The following is a 19,963-nucleotide window of genomic DNA, read 5'->3' as shown; positions in this document are numbered from 1 at the left end:
TGAGCAGCCGATGAAGCTCCACCGACCCGCCGTCTCCGTCTACACGGTGCCGACCGACGCCCCCGAGGCGGACGGCACCCTGGCCTGGGACTCCACGACCGTGGTGGTCTGCGAGGTGTCGACGGACGACACGACCGGCACGGGCTGGACCTACGGCCCGGCGGCGGTCGGCGACTTCCTGCGCGACCATCTCGCCCCGCTGGTGGAGGGCATGAGCGCCCTGGACATCCCGGCCGCGCACGAGGCGATGTGCCGCTCGGTCCGCAACGCGGGCCGCCCCGGCATCGCCTCCTGCGCCATCTCGGCCCTCGACCTCGCCCTGTGGGACCTCAAGGCCCGGCTGCTGGAGCTGCCCCTGGCCCGCCTGCTGGGCGTCTGCCGGGAGCGGGTGCCGGTGTACGGCAGCGGTGGCTTCACGACGTACCACGACACGCATCTGGCCGCGCAGCTGAACGGCTGGGTGCACGGCCAGCACATCCCCCGCGTCAAGATCAAGATCGGGGAGAGCTGGGGCGGCGAGGCCGCCCGCGACCTGGCCCGCGTCCGCACGGCCCGCCAGGTCATCGGCTCGCACGCGGAGTTGTACGTCGACGCCAACGGCGCCTATACGCGCAAGCAGGCCGTCCGCGTCGGGCACGCCCTCGCCGAGCACGGCGTGGGCTGGTTCGAGGAGCCGGTGTCCTCGGACGACCTGACGGGGTTGCGGCTGGTCCGGGACGCGCTGGTGTGCGATGTCACGGCCGGCGAGTACGGCTACGACCTGCCCTACTTCGCCCGCATGATCGCCGCAGGGGCGGTCGACTGCCTCCAGGTGGATGTCACACGCTGCGGCGGCCTCACCGAGTTCCTGCGCGCCGCGGCCCTGGCTCAGGCGCACGGCGTGGAGATCTCCACCCACTGCGCCCCGCACGCCCATGCCGCCGTCGCCGCGGCGGTTCCGAACCTGCGCCACATCGAGTGGTTCCACGACCACGTCCGCATCGAGTCGATGTTCTTCGACGGAGCCCTGGACCCCACGGGCGGCACGGTCACCCCGACCCAGGCCCTCGGCCACGGCCTGACGCTGCGGGCGGAGGACGTGGCCGAGTACCGGGTCGCCTAGACCCGGCTAGACCAGGGGAGTACCGGGTCACCTCAGCCCTAGCGGCGGGCCAGGCGGGTGAGTTTGCGGGCGGCGAGGACGCCGGCGCCGACGGTGAGGGCCTTGCCCATCCGGCCGCGGTTCAGGGAGACCCACTCCTGCGGGCTGGTGGAACGGGACTCCGCGTCGAAGCGTCCGTGCGCCCCGAAGTCGTGCCCGTGGGGGCCGTCCGCCGGGGTCCACAGGTTCCCCGGCCGGCCGTGCTCGCCCGGGTCCTGCTGCGAGTCGAACCCGGTGCGGGCGAGGTACCGGTCCAGCAGCCCGGGCGCGACCGCGTTGGCGAGCAGCGTGGCCACCGTCGAGCCGCCGACCCAGTACTCGCGCCGCCGCGCGTGGGAGGCCGCGTGCACGATCGCCCGCGCCGCCACCTCCGGCTGGTACACGGGCGCCACGGGCCGGGCCCGCCCCGGCATACGGCTCAACACCCAGTCGAACTGGGGTGTGTTCACCGCCGGCAGCTGCACCATCGTCGTACGGACGCCGCTGCCCGCGTGCAGCAGCTCGCACCGCAGCGACTCGTTGAACCCCTGGATCGCGTGCTTGGCCCCGCAGTACGCGGACTGCAGGGGAATCCCGCGGTAGGCGAGCGCGGAGCCGACCTGCACGATGGTGCCGCGGTCGCGGGGCAGCATGTGGTGCAGGGCGGCCCGGGTGCCGAACACATAGCCGAGGTACGTCACCTCGGTCACCCGGCGGAACTCGTCCGGGGCGACCTCCGTGAACGGCGCGAAGACGCCCGCGAAGGCGTTGTTGACCCAGACGTCGATCGAGCCGAACGTGTCGGCGACCTGCTGGGCGGCGTCGTCGACGGCCTTGGCGTCGGAGACGTCCACGGGCACGACGAGCGCCTCTCCCCCGGCGCGCTGCACCTCGTCCGCCGCGGCGGCGAGGCCCTCACGGCCGCGGGCCAGCAGGGCGACCCGGTCGCCCCGGGCGGCGAAGGCGAGGGCGGTGGCCCTGCCCACGCCCCCGCTGGCGCCGGTCACCACGACGGCCCGGCCGCGCTTGGACAGCGGCCCCTTCGGCAGTTCCTTCCAAGGCTTGCGCACAGTGCATCACGCCCGGTGGTGCGGAGGTGCGAGGTCGGTGTCGTTCCCGCTGGGTGCCGGCGCGGGCCGCGCCGCAGAGGGCCGGGCCGCGCCGCGCAGCACATAGGCCACGGCGCCCAGGATCACGGCGGTGATCAGCGCCGCGGCCCAGTCCGGCAGGGCCAGGGCGAGGGCCAGGCCCAGGGTGAGCGCGAGGGCCCCGCCCGCGTACAGGGCCACGGTGCCGGAGGCGGCGTACAGCATGGCCGTACGGCGCTGCCTGCGTGTCTGCTCGCGCAGCTCGTCGCGTACGGTCTCGCGGGCCACTTGCGCCAGCTCGTCGACCAGACGCCTGTCCAGATGCTCCAGGTGATCCAAGCGGTCCATGCCGCCCCGGGTACCCGTACACCCGTACGCATAACGCCGTGCGTGACGGCCGCGCACCCGCGCGTAGGCGGGGCGGCGCCCCGAGCCGTGGCGCCCGCGCGGCCGGGGCGCGGGGATCGTGTGGAATGATCACCCGCTTCGGCCGCGCTTAACTAGGCTCCTCCGCATGGAGATTCTCGGAGCCACGCTGCGCGTCTGCGTCGACGACCTGGAGAAAGCGATCCCCTTCTACGAGCGCCTCGCGGGCGGCAGAGCGCTCCGCTTCGAGCGCGGTGGCGTCCAGGTGGCCGCGATCGGCTGTTTCCTGCTGATGAGCGGGCCCCTGGCGGAGCTGGAGGTGCTGCGCAAGGTGGCGGCGACGATCGCCGTGACGGACGTCGACGAGGCCCACCGGGTCCTCACCGAGCTGGGCGCCGACGTCATCGCGGGCCCGGTCGCCACACCGGGGGGCCGCAACCTGATCGCGCGGCACCCGGACGGCACGGTGTACGAGTACGTGGACCGCCGCGGATAGCCGGGCTCGCGGCCCGGATATTCCGTATGCGGTGCGCCCTCGCAGACGTACAGTCGTGCCTTCGACGGCACGAGCAGAGGAGCGGGTCCGCAGATGAGCGAGCAGCACACCTACCGGGTGATCGTCCGGGGCAGCTGGGAGTCCCTCACCGACGAGGCCCGTGCCCGGCTGCTCGCCGAGGCCGGGGAGCACGGTCTGACCAGCATGCGGTTCACCGAGGAGGGCTCGCTGTCGTACGAGCCCTCACCGCTGAAGCACTTCTCGATGCGGTACGTCGTGGTCTCGGACGCGGCGGACGGCGAGGAGATGGCGGCGGCGATCGCGGAGGACCGGGCCGAGACCGCGCTCCGTGGCCTCGGCTACGGTTTCGGGGACCTGCGCTCGACCGTCACCGACCTGGACACGATGAAGGTCAACCGGAAGTCACCATCTCGGCGGTGATGGCCCATCGTTCGTGGTCGCGCCAGGCCCCGTCGACGTAGATCATGTCCGGGGAGAAGCCCTCCAGGCGGAACCCGCAGGTGCGGGCCAGGGCGATCGACGCGGCGTTGCCGGGCTGGACGTTGATCTCCAGCCGGTGCAGCCGCATGGGACCGAAGGCGTGCCGGATCACGAGGTTCAGCCCCTCGCGCATCAGCCCGCGGCCCGCCGCGTGCGCGAAGGCGCCGTAGCCGAGGGTCCCGCACTGGAAGCCGCCCTCGACGATGTTGTTGACGTTGATGAACCCGGCGATGCCGTCGCTGTCCCGCTCGCAGACCAGGAACCCGGCCTTGGTCGGGTCCTCGATCAGCCGGCCCGCGTACAGGGCGTACGCGGCGGCGCTGTCCGGCGGGAAGAGCCAGGGGCGGTGCAGGTCCTTGCTCTCCCGGACGCGGGCGGTGAACTCGGCGCCGTCGTCGTAGGTGAAGTGCCGTATGCCCACCCGGGGGCCTTCGGCGAGATAGCGGGACGCGTGGTGAGGCACCCGGCCACCCTACGACGCGCTAACCGCGCCGCTTCATGAAGTACGCCCCGCACAGGGCGCCGATGACACCCATGCCCAGCAGCGCCATCCACAGCGGCATCGTCACCTCGGGGCCCAGCAGCCGGATCGCGGTGGCGCGGGTGTTCTCGAAGATGAAGATCAGGGCCAGGGCGGCGAGCAGCAGCACGGTCAGCCGGGCGGGCGTCACCGCCTCGGCCCGGCCACCGCTCCTGGTGCCGCTCTCGGAGGTCTTCGGGCTCATGCGACCAGGGTGAGACGGGAGCAGGGCCCGCGCAGGGCGGAGACCGCCTTTCGGGTGACTCACCCGTCTGTCACCGGCAGCTGCAGCACCCCGGTGTTCCCCGGCGCACTGACCACGGTCACCGGCTTGATCCCCCGGTTCCCGACGTAGGCGTCGTCGCTCGCCGCGATCACGAACCGCAGCCGGTGCCCCTTCGCGTACCGGTGCACGATGCCCGGCAGGGTGACGGTGAAGCTCTTCGTCACGTCGGGCACGCGGACCGGGGCGACCAGGCGGTGCACCAGTGTCCGGGTGCCGTCGGGGGCGACGTCGTACAGCTTGGCGAACAGGACGAGCTTGTCGGCGGCGTCGCCCGAGGTCTGGGTCCGCTCCGCCTTCAGGGAGACGACCTTGAGCGTGGCCCGGGGCGCGCCGACGACGTCGAGGTCGCGCTCCAGCGGCGCGCTGGTCCATCCGAGGTAGGTGCCCTTGGTGTCGTACGGCGCCGGGTTCGGCAGCCCGAGGAGTGTGGCCAGCGCGTTCTCCGAGTGGCTGGTGGGGACGAGCCGGTTGGCGTAGGTGCGGCTGCCGGGCGTCACCTCGGCGTGGTTGTCGACGAGTCTGCCGTCGCCGGAGAGGTAGAGGTTCCGGCTGAGCTCGGGGAGGCGGTCGGCGGTGGCGTAGGTGTGGTCCGGGTCGGTGATCCAGTCGCGGTGGTAGGCGAAGGCCGGTCCGGTGTCCACCTGGGTCCGCCGGCGCAGGTGGTGGTCGAACCAGGCCAGGATGCGCCGGCCGACGTAGGAGGACTCCAGGTTGGCCGCGGCGAGGTCGAGCTCGCCCGGTGCGGGGTCGGTGCGTCGGCGGCTGTGGCCCCACGACTGCCAGATCATCTTGGCGGTCGTGCCGCGCGCCCTGAGCGTCCGGTACGTCGCCGTCGCCTCGTTGAGGTTGAAGAGGCTGTCGGCCTGCCCCTGGACCAGCAGGGTGGGCGCCTTCACCCGGTCGAGGTACGACACCGGCGACACACTGCGTGCGTAGGCGAGCAGCCTGGCCGTCCTGTCGGCCGGGTAGCGGCCCGAGTTGAGGGTGCGGACCATCTCGCAGGCCTGGGTGACGAAGTGCAGGCAGGGGAGGGAGTTGATGCGGGAGGCGTCGAGGTTCGGCTCCGTCAGCGGCTGGGCCTCGCCGATGAGGTAGAAGCCGTTGGTCCACTGCCATTTGAAGGCGCCGGGGACTCTCCCGGCACCGGACGCGTTGTTGGGGTCGAGGGAGTACGCCAGGTCGTTCCAGGTGAGCAGGGGCACGAGCGCGTCGACGCGGTGGTCGGCGGCGGCCGTCGCCAGCTGGACGGCACCGCCGTAGGAGCCGCCGATCATGCCGACGCGCGGATCGCCCGGGGCGTCCAGCGTCACGAAGCCGGCGGTGGTGCCGTCGTCGGCGGCGCGCTTCCCGCCCAGGAAGTCGATCAGCTGCGAGGCGGCGGCGCCGTCGATGCGCGGATCGTCGAGCGAGATCAGGCAGCCGGATCTGCCGAACCCGAGGCCGGAGTAGACGAGCGAGACATAGCCGCGCTGTGCGAGGGCCTTGCCGATGGCGTCGGTCCGCCCGTCGGTCTTGCTGCCGCCGAAGCCGTTGGTGGCGAGCACGGCGGGTGCCGGGTGGGCGGGGTCCACGCCCCCGGGCCGGTACAGGTCGGCGTCGACCGCGCAGGTGCGGTCGCCCGCCCGGACGGTGAAGGTGAGCGGAGTGACGGTCAAGCGGTCGGCTGCCTCAGTGGGGACGGTGAGGGCGAGGGATGCGGTGAGGGCGGCGCCGAGGGTGAGCGCGAGAGCGGCTCGTGATCCGGGCACACGACGACGGGACACATGGACCTCCACGCTGAGGACAGCCTCGCTTACCGATCAGTAAGTATGGGCCGGTCGTCATGACGCGAAACGTGTCAGACGATGTCAATCACCGTGAAGAGGGCTTTCTTGACGAGTATTCAGCGGTGGGCGGGTCAGCGCAGGGCCGGCTCGTCGAGCGTCAACGTTCCCGCTTCCGCGTCGAGTTCGGCGGCGACCCCGAAGGGGATCGTGAGCGCCCCTTCGCAGTGGCCGAACCGGACGTCCTCCACGACCGGCACGCCGAGCCCTCCGAGCCGGTCGGCGAACAACGGACGCAGGCCCTCGTACGGCTCGCACCGCTCCCACGAGCCGAGCAGCACCCCGTGGACCCCGTCGAGCCGGCCGGCGCGCAGCAGCTGGGTGAGGTAGCGGTCCAGCCGGTACGTCTCCTCCCCCACGTCCTCCAGGCAGAGCAGCCCGCCGCGCGCGGAGGGCCGGGCGTGCGGGGTGCCCAGCTCGGCGGCGAGCAGGCTCAGGCAGCCGCCGAGGGTGACGCCCCGCGCCCGGCCGGGAACCAGGGGCGTGCCACCGGAGGTGATCGTGCGGACCGTCTCCGGCGCGAAGAGGGTGGCCCTCAGGTGGTCCTGCGCCCCGGCGTTCTTGATGAAGTCGATGCCCGCGGCCATCGGGCCGTGCAGCGTGACCAGGCCCAGCCGGGTGGCGAACGCCTCGTGCAGCGCGGTGATGTCGCTGAAGCCGACGAACACCTTCGGCCCGGCCGCGCGCATCGCCTCCCAGTCGAGCAGGTCGGCCATCCGCTGCGCCCCGTACCCGCCCCGTGCGCACAGCACCGCGTCCACCGACGGGTCGCACCAGGCGGCCTGCAGATCGGCGGCCCGGTCCGCGTCCGTGCCCGCCAGATAGCCGAACTCCCGGTGCCGGTCCAGCACATGGGGCGCGACCACGGGGTCGAGGTCCCAGCCGCGCAGCAGGTCCAGCCCGGCCTGCAGCCGTTCCTCGGGCACGGGCCCGCTGGGCGCGACGACGGCCACGCGGGCGCCGGGGGCGAGCCGGGACGGTCGGAGAAGGGGTTTCACTTGGTCAGCTCCAGGGTCGGGATGCCGCGCGGGTTCAGGCCGAACACCTGGGCGTACAGGGAGAGTTCGGACTCCAGGACACGGATCGTGGTCTCCGCCCGCCGGAAGCCGTGCCCCTCGCCCTCGAAGGTGAGGTAGGCGTGCGGCACCCGTCTGCCCTTCAGGCGGGCGAGGAACCTCTCGCACTGAGCGGGCGGGCAGATCACGTCATCCAGGCCCTGGAGCAGCAGGAACGGCGCGCTGACGCGGTCGGCGTGCTCGATGGGCGACCGCTGCGCGTACCGGCCGGGCACTTCGGCGTACGGGCCGATGAGGGTTTCCAGGTACTGCGACTCGAAGTCGTGGGTCTCCCCCGTGCCCCAGCCGGTGAGGTCGAGGACGGGGTACAGGATGGTGCCGCAGGCGTAGACGTCGGTGGTGGCCAGCGAGGCGGCCGCGGTCCAGCCGCCCGCGCTGCCGCCGCGGATGGCGAGCCGGTCCCGGTCGGCGGTGCCCTCGTCGGCCAGGGCCAGCGCGACGGCGGCGCAGTCCTCGACGTCGACCACGCCCCACTGCTCGCGCAGCCGGTCGCGGTAGTCCCTGCCGTGTCCCGTCGAGCCGCCGTGGTTGACCTCGGCGACCCCGATGCCGCGCGAGGTGAAGTAGGCGATCTCCAGGTCGAGGACGAGGGGCGCCCGGCTGGTGGGGCCGCCGTGCACCCGGATGACGTACGGCGGCAGCTCGCCGCCGGGTGGCACGCAGCCGGGGTTGTGGGGCGGGTAGACGTGCGCGTGGATCTCACGTCCGGCGGGGCCGGTGAAGGTGCGGATCTGCGGCTCGGGATAGTAAACGGGGTCCACGACGTCCTCATGCGCGGCGCCGATCACGCGGGCGTGGCCGGTACGGGCGTCCAGCTCCACCACCTCGTAGGAGGAACGCGGGCTCGCGCCGACGCCCACGACCCGCTCGCCGAGCGCCGCAAGGGTGGGCGCGAACTCCGTCCAGGGACCCGCCGCGTCGACGACCTCGCCGGTCTCGGGGTCCAGCATCCCGAGCGCGGTGGCGCCGCGGCCGTGCACGACGGCGATCAGACCGCTGTCCAGCGGCGCGAACCAGCGCAGACCGAGCTTCCACAGCGGCCCGGCGAACTCCTCCTCGCGCGGGCACACCGGTACGCCGTCGCGGTAGAGGTTCCACCAGCCGGTGCGGTCGCTCGCGTACAGCAGGGAGCCGTCGGGGGCCCAGTCGACCTGCGCGATGGACTCCTCGGGACCGCCGGCGACGGTCCGGGCCTCCCGTAGGGGGCCGTCTCCTTCGATCCCGGCGACGATCAGCTCGGTGCCGTCCCAGGGCATGCGCGGGTGGTCCCAGGCGAGCCAGGCCGCACGCCGCCCGTCCGGCGAGATCCGGGGGCCGGTGACGAACCGGTGCCGGGCGTCGGTGAGTTCGCGTACGGCGTCCCGGTCCTGCGCCGCCGAGCCGTCCAGCGGCACCGCGGCGAGCACGCGGCGCACGTCCGTGGGCCCGTCGCCGGTGAACTCCTCCAGCACGCACCACACCTCACCGAGTCCGAGGCGCAGCTGCGGCTCCGCCCAGCGCAGGCCGCCGCCCACCGGGGACACGGGGGTCAGCGGGCGCGGCTCACCGCCCGGCTCCCACCGGTACAGCCGCTGGTCGGCGAAGTGCACGAAGACGACCAGCGGCCCGCCGTCCGTCAGCACCGCGGCCCAGGGCCGTCCGCCGTACTCGATGACACGGCTGCGTACGTTCCACGGAGCCGCCAGCACCGGTTCCTGGGTCCCGTCGGCGCGCCGCCGCACCAGCGTGCGGCGTCCGCCCTCGGCGGGGCGCGCCTCGGTCCACCACACCTCGTCGCCGACGAACCCCACGAACTCGGGGTACCCGTCGTGCGCGGCGGCGAGCGACGCGTCGATCGGCGAGGGCCACGATCCGTACGCCAGGGTCTGCACGCTCTCCCCCACTCCCCTAGGCCGTCCGCAGGAAACGGTCGAGTACCCGGACGCCGAAGTGCAGCGCCTCGACGGGGACGCGTTCGTCGACGCCGTGGAACAGGGCCGAGTGGTCGAAGCCCTCGGGGAGCTTCAGCGGCGAGAAGCCGTAGCCGGTGATGCCGAGGCGCGAGAACTGCTTGGCGTCCGTGCCGCCGGGCATGCAGTACGGCACCACGTGTCCCTCCGGCGCGGACTCCTCCACGGCGGCCCGCATCCGCCGGTACGTCGGCGAGTCCACCGGCGCCTGGAGGGCGACCTCACGGTGCTGGAACTCCCAGTCCACGTCCGGGCCGGTCAGCCGGTCGAGGGTGGTACGGAACTCCTCCTCGTGGCCGGCCAGGTAACGGCCGTCCACGTAGGCCACGGCCTCCCCCGGGATCACGTTGATCTTGTAGCCGGCGTTCAGCATGGTCGGGTTGGCGCTGTTGCGGACGGTGGGCTCGACGAGCCCCGCGGCCGGGCCGAGTTTCTCCAGGAGGGTGTCGATGTCGTCCAGGTCGGCTTCGAGGCCGTACAGCCCGGCGAGTTCGGTGAGGGCCGCGTGGACGGTCGGGGTCAGCCGGATCGGCCACTCGTGGTCGCCGATGCGGGTGATGGCGGCGGCCAGGCGGGTGACGGCGTTCTCCCGGTTCGTCCGGGAACCGTGCCCGGCCCGCCCGCGCGCGGTGAGCTTGAGCCAGCCCGTGCCGCGCTCGCCGGCCGCGATCGGATAGAGCTGCCGGCCGCTGCCGTCGTGGAAGGTGAACGCCCCGGACTCGCTGATGCCCTCGGTGCAGCCCTCGAACAGCGCGGCGTGCTCGTCGGCGAGGAAGCCGGAGCCGTCCTCGGCGCTGGCCTCCTCGTCCGCGGTGAACGCGATCACCACGTCCCGCCGGGGCCGTACGCCCTGCCGGGCCCAGGCCCGCACGACGGCGAGGATCATCGCGTCCATGTTCTTCATGTCGACCGCGCCACGGCCCCAGACGACCCCGTCGCGGACCTCCCCGGAGAACGGGTGCACGCTCCAGTCCGCGGCCTCGGCGGGCACCACGTCCAGATGGCCGTGGACCAGCAGCGCGTCCGCCGACGGGTCGGTGCCCTCGACACGGGCGACGACGTTCGTCCGGCCCAGGGTGCGTTCCAGCAGCACCGGTGCCAGTCCGGCCTGAGCGAGCCGCTCCGCCGCGTACTCGGCGGCCGGGCGCTCCCGGCAGTCGCCGCCGCCCCGGTTGCTGGTGTCGATCCGGATGAGGTCGGACGTGAACGTCACGACCTCGTCCAGGGCCTGCCCGTCAGCCATACTGCTCCTCCACCGCCGCCGAGACGATCGTGGTGACCGCCTTGAACGTGCGGATCCCCTCGTACATGGTGCCGCTGGTGTAGGTCACCTTCCGCTCTCCGGCGCGGTCCACACCCGGCACGACGGTCGCGGCCATCGCCAGGTGCTCCGCGTCGAACTCCACCGCGACGGTGAACGGTCCGCCGCGCACCGGCGCGTGACGCACCGCCAGTGGGGCGGCCTCCTTGGCCGCCGCCCGGATGTCGGCGGCGGTCCTGGCCGGTGTACGGCACACGGCCGCGTACCGCGAGACGTGGTCCTTGACGGCGACCTTCAGCGCCTCGGGCGCGTAGCCGAGGGCGTCCTCGCAGGCCACGTCGTCGCCGGTGACGAGGACGACGGGCACCCCGTACTCGGCGACGACATGGGCGTTGAGGAGCCCCTCGCTGGCCCGGACGTCGTTCAGCCACACCCCGGTGATGGAGTTGGCGAGGTAGGTGTGCGCGAGGACGCCCTCCATGCCGGCGCCCGCGTGGTAGCCGACGAACGCGACACCGTCCACGTCGCCGTGCTGCACGCCCTCCACCATGGACAGCGCCTTGTGCCGCCCGGTCAGCATCTGCGCCCGCTCGTCCAGCTGCTCCAGCAGCAGATTGCGCATACTCCAGTGCGCCTCGTTGATGAGGACCTCATCGGCGCCACCGTCGAAGAAACCGAGCACGGCGGCGTTGACGTCCGAGGTGAACAGCGAACGGCACCGCTCCCACTGCGACGCGCCCGGCACCACATCGTCCGGCCAGGTCACGCCCGTGGCGCCCTCCATGTCGGCGCTGATCAGGATCTTCATGCTGCGTCACGTTACGCGCCGGAGGGGGGACCGGCCATGGCTGAGGGCGTCAGGTCGCACTCTTCACAGAACGGTACAACCTTATACTTTTCCGCCCTTCAATTAAGTTCTACGCTCATGTACAGAGGGCGGGCGGATGGCCGGCCTGTCGACCTCCGTCGCCTGCACCGAACGGAGGCGGATATGAAAACGTCGATACGGCGGTCCGCGATCCTCACGAGCGCGGCCGCCCTGGTGATGGCCGTCTGCGGCGCGACCGGCACCGCCCGCGCCGAGCCGGGCGATGGTGTGCTCCAATTCGGGTACGTCCTGCCGGAGACGGGACAGCTGGCCTACCTCGGCCCGCCGCAGATCGAGTCGCTGAAGTTCGCGATCCAGACGATCAATGACGCCGGCGGAGTGCTGGACAGGTCCGTACCGGCAGTGGTCTCCAGTGACGAGGCGGGCCAGGAGGCCGTCGCCGCCCAGTCGGCCGACCGGGTCCTCGCGGCGGGCGTGGACGCGGTCATCGGCGCCGCGGCCTCCGGCATGTCGCTGGCGTTCATCGACCGGGTGACCGGAGCGGGCGTCGTGCAGTGCTCGGGGTCGAACACCGCACCCACCTTCACCGACTACGAGGACGACGGGTTCTACTTCCGTACCGCCCCGAGCGACGCGTTGCAGGGCCCCGTCCTGGCGGATGTCGTCCGCGACGACGGCCACGACCGGGTGGCTCTGGTGGCACGGGCGGACGACTACGGGCGCGGCCTCATGGAGACCACACGGAACACGCTCGAAGACCGCGGTGTGACGGTGACGCTCGCCGAGACGTACGACCCTGAGGCCACCAACTTCGACCAGGTCGTCCAGCGGATCGAGAACTCCCGGCCGGACGCCGCGGTGGTGATCGCCTTCGAAGAGGGCGCCCAGATCCTGCAGGGCATGATCGAGGCCGGAATCGGGCCCGACCGGATCGGCGTCTACGGCGCCGACGGACTGCGCAGCGAGGAGCTGCCCTCGCTGGTCTCCCCGAAACAGCCGGAGAGGCTCGCCGGGATGAAGGGGACCGCCCCGGCGTCGGCGGCTAACGAGCAGTACGTGAAGGACCTGAAGAAGTTCGCGCCCGACCTGAAGGAGCTGCAGTTCGCTCCGCAGGTGTTCGACTGCGTGACGACGATCGCACTCGCCGCCGAGAAGGCGGGGTCCGACGACCCGGGCGAGTACGTGAAGGAGATGAACGGGATCACCAGGGACGGCGAGAAGTGCACCACGTTCGCCGCCTGCAAGGAGCTGCTCGCCGACGGCAGGAACATCGACTACGACGGGGTGAGCGGCCCGCTCGACTTCACCGACAACGGAGAACCCGGCCAGGCGACGATCGAGGTGTACGGCTACAACGAGCAAGGAAAACTGCAGACGCTGCGTACCGAGATCAGCAGGGCCCAGGGGTGACGGGAGAACGGAAGGGACAGGAGTCAACGGACGCGGGCGAGCGTGCCGAGGTAGAGCTCGACCACCTTCCGGTCGTGCAGCAGGGCCGTGCCCGTGCCGGTGTACGCGTTGCGGCCCTGGTCGAGCACGTAGCCGCGGTCGCAGAACTGCAGGCACCTGCGGGCGTTCTGCTCGACCATGAGGACGGCGACGCCCGCGCTGTTGATCATTCTGCACCGGTCGAACACGTGGTCCTGATGCAGCGGTGACAGACCCGCGGACGGCTCGTCGAGCAGCATCAGCTGCGGCTCCGTCATCAGCGCGCGTGCCATCGCGAGCATCTGGCGTTCGCCGCCGGACATCGCGCCGGCCTTCTGCTTCCGGCGGTCGGCCAGCACGGGGAAGAGTTCCTCCACCGACGCGACCCGCCGCGCGTAGGTCCTGGGCCGCAGATACACCCCCATCCGCAGGTTCTCCTCGACGGTGAGGGTGGGGAACACGTTCTGCACCTGTGGCACGTAGCCCACGCCCCGTCGGACCAGCTCGTGCGCGGGCCGGTTGGTGACGTCCTCGCCGCGCAGCCGCACGGTCCCGCCGCGCACCCGCAGCAGCCCGAAGACGGCCTTGAGAAGCGTCGACTTGCCGGCGCCGTTGGGGCCGATCACGCCGACCACCTCGCCCGGCCGCACCTCGACGCTGCATCCGCGCAGCACGTCGACACCGGGAACGTAACCGGCGACGATGCCTTCGGCCGCCAGCACCGGCGCCTGTTCCTGGGCGGACATCGCTACTCCTCCTTCCCTGTCTCCTTTTCCGTCTCCTTCTCCGTCTCCTTTTCCGTCTCCTTTTCCGTCTCCTTTTCCGTCTCCCCGGACGTGTCCGGTTCGTCGTGCCGCTTGCCCAGGTAGGCGTCCACGACAGCGGCGTTCCGGCCGATCGTGTGGGGTGGGCCCTCGGCCACCAGCCGGCCGTCGGCCATGACGGCCACCCAGTCGCTGATGCCCATCACCACGTCCATGTCGTGCTCCACGAAGCACACCGTCAGCCCCTCGTCGCGCAGCCGGGTGATGTGCCCGAGCAGGGACTGGGCCAGCGCGGGGTTCACCCCGGCCATCGGTTCGTCGAGCAGGAGCATGAGCGGGCGGGCCATCAGCGCGCGGGCCAGTTCCAGCAGTTTGCGCTGACCGCCGGAGAGCGTGCCGGCATGGTCGTCACGCAGGGGCGCGAGCCGGAACCGGTCCAGCAGTTCGTCGGCCCGGCGCTCCAGCTCCCGCTCCTGCCCGTGCCACAGCGGTCGCAGCAGTGCGGGCAGGGCCCGCTCGCCGCGCTGCCCGGGCGCGGCGAGCAGCAGGTTCTCCAGCACGGTCAGCCCGGCGAGCGTCCTGGTGAGCTGGAACGTCCGCACCAGTCCCCGCCGCGCCACCCGGTGCGCCGGGGAGCCGGTGAGCGGCTGTCCGTCGAACGACCACCGGCCGCCGTCGGCCCGGTCGAACCCGCTCACGACGTTGAACAGCGTGGTCTTGCCGGCGCCGTTGGGCCCGATGAGCGCCGTGATGGTCCCGCGCTGCACCTCCAGGTGCTCGACGCGCACGGCGACGAGGCCGCCGAAGGTCCGGGTCACCCGGTCCAGGACCAGCAGCGGGTCGGGCTTGCGCACGCCCGGCTCGGGAGCGATCGCGGCGAGCCGGCCGGTGTGCGGCACGGCAGTGTCAGCGGCCACTGAGCAGCATCTCCTTCCGGCTGCCGAGGATGCCCTGCGGCCGGAACGCCACCAGGAGCATCAGGGCGACCCCGACGAGCGCGAAGCGCACCGCGCCGACCTCCGACGTACTGATGAGGTCGGGCGAGACGTACCCGGCGTCGATGGCCTGCCGGAGCGCGCTGTCGAGGAAGCTGAGGACGAACCAGAACAGGATCGAGCCGACGACCGGCCCGAGGATCCGCCCGGCGCCTCCGAGGACGAGCAGCGTGTAGAGGAAGAACGTGACGCCCGGATCGTAGTTGTCCGGGTTCACCGACTGCACCTGGATCGCCTGCAGCATGCCCGCGACGGCCCCGATGACGCCGCCCAGCACGAGGCTCTGCATCTTGTACGCGTAGACGTTCTTGCCGAGGCTGCGCGCGGCGACCTCGTCCTCGCGGATCGACCGGATGACACGGCCCCACGGGCTGTGGATCAGCAGGGCGAGCAGACTTCCGGCCACGACCACCAGCGCCCACCCGACGATCATGACCCAGAGATCACGGGAGCTGAACCTCACCAGCCACACGCCGTAGGAGCCGCGCTCGATCGGGTTGAGCGCGTAGAAGCCGTTCGCGAACCTCTGCAGCCCGAACACCCCACCGGTGACCGGCTCGGCCCAACTGGACCGGTAGAACAGCCGTAGCGCCTCCCCCGCCGCGATCGTCGTGATGGCGAGATAGTCGGCGCGCAGCCGCAGGGTGGGCAGGCCGAGCAGCAGGGCCAGCACGATCGCGCAGGCGATGCCGCCGAGGACGCCGAGCCACATCTCCCCGCCGTACGTCGACACGGTGACGGCGAGCCCGTAGCCGCCGACCAGCATGAAGCCGACCTGGCCGAAGTTGAGCAGACCGGTGTAACCGAAGTGCAGGTTCAGCCCCGTCGCGGCGAGCGCGTACACGGCGGCGATGGGGCCGATCCCGGCGCGCAGGGCGTCGGAGACGATGACCGAGAAGTCCATGGCGCCCCCTCAGCCGACGCGTTCCGCCCGGCCGAGGATGCCCTGCGGCCGGACGAGCAGGACGACGATGAGGACCAGCAGAGCCCACGCGTACTGCAGGTCCACCGGGAACCACAGGGTGGACATCTGGGCGACGACGCCGATGACGAGGCTGCCCACCACCGCGCCGTAAGCGGAGCCGAGGCCGCCCAGGATGATCCCCGCGAACATGAGCAGCAGGAGCTTGAAGCCGATGTCCCAGGTGACGATCTCCACCAGGCCCAGGAAGACCCCGCCGAGCGCGGCCAGCCCTCCGCCGAGCATCCACACGAACAGCACCACCCGCGGCACATCGATGCCGGACGCCTCCGCGAGGTCGCGGTTGGCGGAGACGGCCCGGACGGCCGTGCCGATCCGCGTCTTCTGCAGGAGCGCGGCGATGCCGAGCAGCACCAGCACGGCGAGCAGGGTGACGGTGAGGTCCCGTGGGGTGATGCCGGCCGGTCCGAGGTCGATCGTGCTCTGGATGTCGTACTGCGCGTAGGAGGCCGGCCGGGTTCCGTACAGCACGAGCACCACGTGCCGCAGCAGGAGCGAGAGCCCGATGGTGACGATGAACATGTTGATCAGCCCGGTGCCCCGAGCCCGCAGCGGGCGCCAGACGCCGCGCTCGACGGCTCCGCCCAGGAGGGCGCCGAAGGCGACCGCGGCGATGGCGGCGGGGATCAGGTGCCAGCCCGGCCCGGCCGGGGAGACGTTGAGGAAGAACGCGAAGGTCGCACCGATCGTGACGAATTCGCCGTGTGCGAAGTTGATCAAGTGGATGGTGCCGAAGATCAGTGAGAGTCCGATCGAGGTGATCGCGATGATGACCCCGAACTGGATGCCGTCGATCAGCGCCTGCAGAGCGCGCGCGCCGAACGTGGGGCCGCGCGGAGCTCCCTCACCCTGTGCCCGGGCGGAGACCGTGGGCACCATCAGGAGGACCAGGGTGAGGGCCGGTACGAGCATCCGCTGAGAGCGCACGATGGTTCCGATACGTCACGAACGTCCCTTGTGGCTCAGTGTAAGTGCAGGTTGGGGTGGTGGCCGATGGGTCCCGGCGAGAACATCGCGAGTGCGTACAACGACGACAGTGTGCTCTTCCGGGTGTTGCGGCACCTCGGCTGGGACAGCCTGGCCAACATCGGCTGGTTCACACTGCCCGCCCTGCCGGTCGCGGCACTGGCCGGGCCGGTGCCCTTTCAGCGCCGTCTGGCTCGCCGGTCATTGGCGTTGCTGGACGCCCGGCCCGGACAGCTTGTCCTGGATGCCGGGTGCGGCCGCGGGGACACCACGGCGCGGTTGGGTGCCGCGGGATGCCGGGCACTGGGGGTGGACATCCAGCCCGCGCAGATCGACCGGGCACGTCGCCGGTTCGGTGACGGCGCGCGTTTCGCCGTGGCCGACGCCACCGCCCTGCCACGGCAGGCAGCGGGGATCGGGTTGACCGACGGTTCCTTCGACCGGGTGCACTGCCTGGAGGCCGCCTTCCACTTCGGCCACGAGGGCCGTCGGGCGTTCCTGGACGAAAGCTTCCGGCTGCTCCGCCCGGGAGGCCGGCTGGTCCTCGTGGACGTCACGGCCCGTACGGATCAGCCGATCGGGACCCTCGACCCGAACGGCCTCGTACGCGCGACGTGGCGCTTCGACGACATCGAGCCGTACGAGCGGTATCCGCTGATGGCTGCCGCGGCCGGCTTCACCACGCACCGCGTCCTCGACTGGACCACCCCCGTCCTCCACCGGGCGTCCCACCTCTGTGCCCTGTTCGCCGCCACGGCGTCCACCCGGGCCGGCCGGCAGGCCCTGTGCCTGCGGTGGCCCGGCCTGAGAACGCTCGACGCGAGCGACTGGGACGAGGTCATCGCCGTCGTCCGAGCGCACCGGGCCATCGGGCGCGTCACGCGCTACACGGCGTACGTCCTCGACAAACCCGCGAACGGCCCACCCGACACGGCGCAGTAGCAGCGATCGATGCGGCCATACGCCCCTGTCGTCACCGTCGCACCAGCCGTCCCAGCGGCGAGCAGTCCGGCCCGGTGCCGCCGCGACGCCTCTTGTCAGTCCTGGTGCCCCAGTTGGAGGTCCCGCTCGATGCATTCCTCTCCGGCCAGCCGGAGGACGCTCGTGGCAGGCGGATAACCGGCGGCGACGACGGTGTACTCGCCGCCGGACAGTCCGACGAACCGGAAGGATCCGTCGACACTGGTCGTGACCGTGTCGACGACGTTGCCGGCCGCGTCGAGCAGGGTCACGCGCGCGTCCTCGACGGGCCGCCCGCCACCCGCCCGCGCGGTGCCGCGCAGCACCGCCCCGCCGGTGAGCCGGATGTCCTGCCGGGTCTCCCGGGCGGCCTGGACGGTGACGGGGAGCGCGGCCGGGCGGTAGGCGCGCGCAGGGGCACCGGCGGCCAGGGTGTACTCGCCGGCCAGCAGATCGGTGATGGCGTACCAGCCCTCGCGTCCGCTGCGGGTGCTGGCGACCACCTCCCCGTGCGCGTTGGTGAGCGTGACGGTGGCGTCGCGCACGGGGGTGCCGCCGACGCTGAGCACGCTGCCGGTGAGGCGTGCGGCGCCGCCGAGGACGAGGTCGAGTTCCAGGGGGCGCTCGCCCATGGTCACGGACACCGCCTGCGGCTGGTGACCGCCGGCCGCGGCGATCAGGATGTACGGCCCCGGGCCGGGCGTGATCAGTGCGTACCGCCCGTCCTCGCCGCTGACGCTCCGCCCGACCTGCTGTCCGGTCACGTCGACGAGCGTGAGTGCCGCGCGGGGCACGGCGGTCCCGTCGGGGTTCCGCACCGTGCCGCAGACGGGGACACCGGCCACATACGGCGAACGTGCCTGCGGGATCGTGCTGTTCGGTGTCGCGTTCTCCGTCTCGTCGGCGGGGTCGTCGTGGGACACCAGGGGTTTCTCCTTGAGGAAGAAGGCGATGAGCAGACCGAGGACGAGGACCGGCACCAGATGGAGGAAGATCCGCGGCATGGCGTCGGCGTAGGCCCGGACGTAGCCGTCACGCAGCGCCGGAGGCAGCGCGTGGACGAGCTCCGGCGTCAGGGAGCCGGGGTCGGGAAGCCGGACGCCCGCGCGCGGGGGGAGGTGTTCCGCCAGGGCCTCGGTGAGGCGGCCGACGAAGAGCGTGCCGACGGCGGCCGCGCCGACGCTGCCGCCGATCTGCCGGAAGTAGGTGGTGGCGCCGGTGGCGGTGGAGAGATCCGCGGGGCGCACGGAGTTCTGCACGGCGAGGATCAGTACTGGCATCACCATGCCGACGCCCGCGCCGAGGAGCGCCGTCCAGATGCAGTACTGCAGCCGGGGCGTGTCGGCGTCCAGTCCGGACAGCAGCCACATGCCGGCCGAGGAGAGCACCCCTCCGAGGATCGGGTGGACCTTGTAGCGCCCGGTGCGGCGGATGAGCTGCCCGGCGATGACCGAGGCGCCGACCATGCCGCCCGTCATCGGCAGCATCAGCAGGCCGGACTCGGTGGCGGAGACGCCGTCGGCCATCTGCAGGAACGTCGGCAGGTAGCCGGCGGTGCCGAACAGGGCGACGCCGGTCACGAGTCCGACCAGGCCGGTGACGTTGAAGGCGGAGTCCCTGAAGAGCCGGAGCGGGATGAGGGGTTGGGCGGCGAGGTGCTCGGCGACGAGGAAGAGGGCGCCGGCCACCACCGCTCCCGCGCCGAGGCCGAGGATGACACGTGAGTCCCAGGCGTACTCGCGTCCGCCCCAACCGGCCAGCAGGACCAGGCAGGTGGAGACCGCGGCGAGCAGCACCGCACCCGGGATGTCGAGGCGGGGCCTGGCTTCCGGCTTCGGCAGCTTCGGTCCGACGGTGACGAGGGCCAGGGTGAGCAGGCCGAAGGGCACGTTGACGTAGAAGCACCAGCGCCAGGAGAGGTGGTCCGTGAGGTGACCGCCCAGCAGGGGCCCGGCGACGGAGGCGAGCCCGAACGCGCCTCCGAGCAGCCTCCCGCAGCGGCCGTGCCGCCCCGGTGGCACGATGTCCGCGGCGATCGCCTGTACGCCGATCATGAGGCCGCCCGCGCCGGCGCCCTGCACGGCACGGTAGGCGATCAGCTGGTCCATGGTCTGCGCCCGGCCGGACAGCGCGGAGCCGGCGACGAAGACGACGGTCGCGAACTGGAAGACGCCCTTGCGGCCGAGCCGGTCGCCGAATGCGCCGCAGACCGGCAGTGCGACGGTGGCCGCGAGCAGGTAGGCCGTGATCGTCCAGGACATCCGGTCGAGGCCGTGCAGCTCACCGACGATCGTCGGGAGCGCCGTGGCGACGACCATCTGCTCCAGGGCGGCGAGCACCAGCGCCAGGGTCAGCCCGGCGAAGAGCAGCCGCACGCGGCGCGGACTCAGCGGGGCGGCCCGGTCCCGCGCGGGCATCTCCGGTGGCGCCACGGCCGGTTCGTCCTGTGTGAGAGTGACCCCGCCCACGTACGCTCCCCTCGTCGCACCGACGCACACAACCCGCGCAAAGCGGGAACTGCGGGCGAGTGCGACGAGTTACGAGAGAACGCGG

General features: G+C 72.1%; 19 protein-coding genes. 5 read left to right on the top strand and 14 right to left on the bottom strand.

Annotated features, from left to right (window positions below):
* Positions 1-10: 10 nt before the first annotated feature.
* The gene (locus NW895_RS25645; protein WP_289938383.1) at positions 11-1,102 is read left to right on the top strand and encodes an enolase C-terminal domain-like protein; all 1,092 of its coding nucleotides are present in this window, start codon (positions 11-13) and stop codon (positions 1,100-1,102) included.
* 38 nt (positions 1,103-1,140) lie between these two features.
* On the opposite strand, the gene NW895_RS25640 is transcribed toward NW895_RS25645, so the two are convergent.
* Positions 1,141-2,190 carry an SDR family oxidoreductase gene (locus NW895_RS25640; RefSeq protein WP_289938382.1) on the bottom strand — a complete coding sequence of 350 codons (1,050 nt, stop codon included), beginning with the start codon at positions 2,188-2,190 and terminating at the stop codon, positions 1,141-1,143.
* Positions 2,191-2,196: 6 nt separating this feature from the next.
* On the bottom strand, positions 2,197-2,556 hold the full coding sequence (locus NW895_RS25635) for a phage holin family protein (protein WP_289938381.1): 360 nt from the start codon (positions 2,554-2,556) through the stop codon (positions 2,197-2,199).
* A gap of 166 nt (positions 2,557-2,722) precedes the next feature.
* Here NW895_RS25635 and NW895_RS25630 point away from each other — a divergent pair, with 166 nt between their 5' ends.
* Positions 2,723-3,070, top strand: a complete 348-nt coding sequence (locus tag NW895_RS25630) for a VOC family protein (protein WP_289938380.1) — start codon at positions 2,723-2,725, stop codon at positions 3,068-3,070.
* A 93-nt stretch (positions 3,071-3,163) separates the two neighbouring features.
* Positions 3,164-3,511, top strand: coding sequence for a DUF6204 family protein (locus tag NW895_RS25625; RefSeq protein ID WP_289938377.1), 348 nt, complete (start codon positions 3,164-3,166; stop codon positions 3,509-3,511).
* On the opposite strand, the gene NW895_RS25620 is transcribed toward NW895_RS25625, so the two are convergent.
* The 7 genes from NW895_RS25620 to NW895_RS25590 all read right to left on the bottom strand — a co-directional run bounded on the left by NW895_RS25620 (position 3,483) and on the right by NW895_RS25590 (position 11,294).
* Complete coding sequence (locus NW895_RS25620; protein WP_289938376.1) at positions 3,483-4,034, bottom strand: GNAT family N-acetyltransferase; 552 nt, start codon at positions 4,032-4,034, stop codon at positions 3,483-3,485. The two genes, NW895_RS25625 and NW895_RS25620, sit on opposite strands and share 29 nt — an antisense overlap.
* A gap of 19 nt (positions 4,035-4,053) precedes the next feature.
* Positions 4,054-4,296 carry a DUF1049 domain-containing protein gene (locus NW895_RS25615; protein WP_289938374.1) on the bottom strand — a complete coding sequence of 81 codons (243 nt, stop codon included), beginning with the start codon at positions 4,294-4,296 and terminating at the stop codon, positions 4,054-4,056.
* Positions 4,297-4,355: 59 nt separating this feature from the next.
* The gene (locus NW895_RS25610) at positions 4,356-6,125 is read right to left on the bottom strand and encodes a CocE/NonD family hydrolase (RefSeq protein WP_289938373.1); all 1,770 of its coding nucleotides are present in this window, start codon (positions 6,123-6,125) and stop codon (positions 4,356-4,358) included.
* Positions 6,126-6,274: 149 nt separating this feature from the next.
* Complete coding sequence (locus tag NW895_RS25605; RefSeq protein ID WP_289938372.1) at positions 6,275-7,198, bottom strand: LD-carboxypeptidase; 924 nt, start codon at positions 7,196-7,198, stop codon at positions 6,275-6,277.
* Positions 7,195-9,147, bottom strand: coding sequence for a prolyl oligopeptidase family serine peptidase (locus tag NW895_RS25600; RefSeq protein ID WP_289938371.1), 1,953 nt, complete (start codon positions 9,145-9,147; stop codon positions 7,195-7,197). Before NW895_RS25600 ends, NW895_RS25605 begins: the two co-directional genes overlap by 4 nt.
* A 16-nt stretch (positions 9,148-9,163) precedes the next feature.
* Positions 9,164-10,468 (bottom strand): M20/M25/M40 family metallo-hydrolase, encoded by a 1,305-nt coding sequence (locus NW895_RS25595; protein ID WP_289938369.1) that lies wholly within the window; start codon positions 10,466-10,468, stop codon positions 9,164-9,166.
* Positions 10,461-11,294: a M55 family metallopeptidase gene (locus NW895_RS25590; RefSeq protein WP_289938368.1), complete on the bottom strand. Its 834-nt coding sequence runs from the start codon at positions 11,292-11,294 to the stop codon at positions 10,461-10,463. Before NW895_RS25590 ends, NW895_RS25595 begins: the two co-directional genes overlap by 8 nt.
* Positions 11,295-11,477: 183 nt before the next feature.
* On the opposite strand from NW895_RS25590, the gene NW895_RS25585 reads away from it, so the two are divergent.
* Positions 11,478-12,725 (top strand): ABC transporter substrate-binding protein, encoded by a 1,248-nt coding sequence (locus NW895_RS25585; RefSeq protein WP_289938367.1) that lies wholly within the window; start codon positions 11,478-11,480, stop codon positions 12,723-12,725.
* 23 nt (positions 12,726-12,748) lie between these two features.
* On the opposite strand, the gene NW895_RS25580 is transcribed toward NW895_RS25585, so the two are convergent.
* From NW895_RS25580 to NW895_RS25565, 4 genes are read right to left on the bottom strand one after another with little or no spacing between them, the layout of a single operon-like run.
* Positions 12,749-13,489, bottom strand: coding sequence for an ABC transporter ATP-binding protein (locus NW895_RS25580; protein ID WP_289938366.1), 741 nt, complete (start codon positions 13,487-13,489; stop codon positions 12,749-12,751).
* Between the two features lie 2 nt (positions 13,490-13,491).
* Positions 13,492-14,424 (bottom strand): ABC transporter ATP-binding protein, encoded by a 933-nt coding sequence (locus NW895_RS25575; protein WP_289938365.1) that lies wholly within the window; start codon positions 14,422-14,424, stop codon positions 13,492-13,494.
* Positions 14,414-15,406 carry a branched-chain amino acid ABC transporter permease gene (locus tag NW895_RS25570; protein ID WP_289938364.1) on the bottom strand — a complete coding sequence of 331 codons (993 nt, stop codon included), beginning with the start codon at positions 15,404-15,406 and terminating at the stop codon, positions 14,414-14,416. Before NW895_RS25570 ends, NW895_RS25575 begins: the two co-directional genes overlap by 11 nt.
* Before the next feature lie 9 nt (positions 15,407-15,415).
* Positions 15,416-16,411 (bottom strand): branched-chain amino acid ABC transporter permease, encoded by a 996-nt coding sequence (locus tag NW895_RS25565; protein ID WP_289938363.1) that lies wholly within the window; start codon positions 16,409-16,411, stop codon positions 15,416-15,418.
* A gap of 66 nt (positions 16,412-16,477) precedes the next feature.
* Between NW895_RS25565 and NW895_RS25560 the strand changes: the two genes are divergently transcribed.
* Positions 16,478-17,392, top strand: coding sequence for a class I SAM-dependent methyltransferase (locus NW895_RS25560; RefSeq protein WP_289938362.1), 915 nt, complete (start codon positions 16,478-16,480; stop codon positions 17,390-17,392).
* A 95-nt stretch (positions 17,393-17,487) separates the two neighbouring features.
* Here the strand turns inward: NW895_RS25560 and NW895_RS25555 are convergent, their stop codons facing one another.
* A complete protein-coding gene (locus tag NW895_RS25555; RefSeq protein WP_289938361.1) occupies positions 17,488-19,878 on the bottom strand; it encodes an MFS transporter in 2,391 nt (796 codons plus the stop codon).
* Between the last annotated feature and the right edge of the window lie 85 nt (positions 19,879-19,963).

Source organism: Streptomyces sp. S.PNR 29, assembly GCF_030386795.1.
GTDB lineage: Bacteria > Actinomycetota > Actinomycetes > Streptomycetales > Streptomycetaceae > Streptomyces.
The sequence above is the reverse complement of the archived record's forward strand: the minus strand, read 5'-3'. Positions and strand labels throughout refer to the sequence as shown.

What these genes read in the sequence shown, in the direction of transcription:
- NW895_RS25635 (WP_289938381.1), bottom strand. Translation starts at nt 2,556, where the DNA reads ATGGACCGCTTGGATCACCTGGAGCATCTGGACAGGCGTCTGGTCGAC.
- NW895_RS25585 (WP_289938367.1), top strand. Translation starts at nt 11,478, where the DNA reads ATGAAAACGTCGATACGGCGGTCCGCGATCCTCACGAGCGCGGCCGCC.
- NW895_RS25625 (WP_289938377.1), top strand. Translation starts at nt 3,164, where the DNA reads ATGAGCGAGCAGCACACCTACCGGGTGATCGTCCGGGGCAGCTGGGAG.
- NW895_RS25580 (WP_289938366.1), bottom strand. Translation starts at nt 13,489, where the DNA reads ATGTCCGCCCAGGAACAGGCGCCGGTGCTGGCGGCCGAAGGCATCGTC.
- NW895_RS25590 (WP_289938368.1), bottom strand. Translation starts at nt 11,294, where the DNA reads ATGAAGATCCTGATCAGCGCCGACATGGAGGGCGCCACGGGCGTGACC.
- NW895_RS25630 (WP_289938380.1), top strand. Translation starts at nt 2,723, where the DNA reads ATGGAGATTCTCGGAGCCACGCTGCGCGTCTGCGTCGACGACCTGGAG.
- NW895_RS25645 (WP_289938383.1), top strand. Translation starts at nt 11, where the DNA reads ATGAAGCTCCACCGACCCGCCGTCTCCGTCTACACGGTGCCGACCGAC.
- NW895_RS25595 (WP_289938369.1), bottom strand. Translation starts at nt 10,468, where the DNA reads ATGGCTGACGGGCAGGCCCTGGACGAGGTCGTGACGTTCACGTCCGAC.
- NW895_RS25570 (WP_289938364.1), bottom strand. Translation starts at nt 15,406, where the DNA reads ATGGACTTCTCGGTCATCGTCTCCGACGCCCTGCGCGCCGGGATCGGC.
- NW895_RS25560 (WP_289938362.1), top strand. Translation starts at nt 16,478, where the DNA reads ATGGGTCCCGGCGAGAACATCGCGAGTGCGTACAACGACGACAGTGTG.
- NW895_RS25615 (WP_289938374.1), bottom strand. Translation starts at nt 4,296, where the DNA reads ATGAGCCCGAAGACCTCCGAGAGCGGCACCAGGAGCGGTGGCCGGGCC.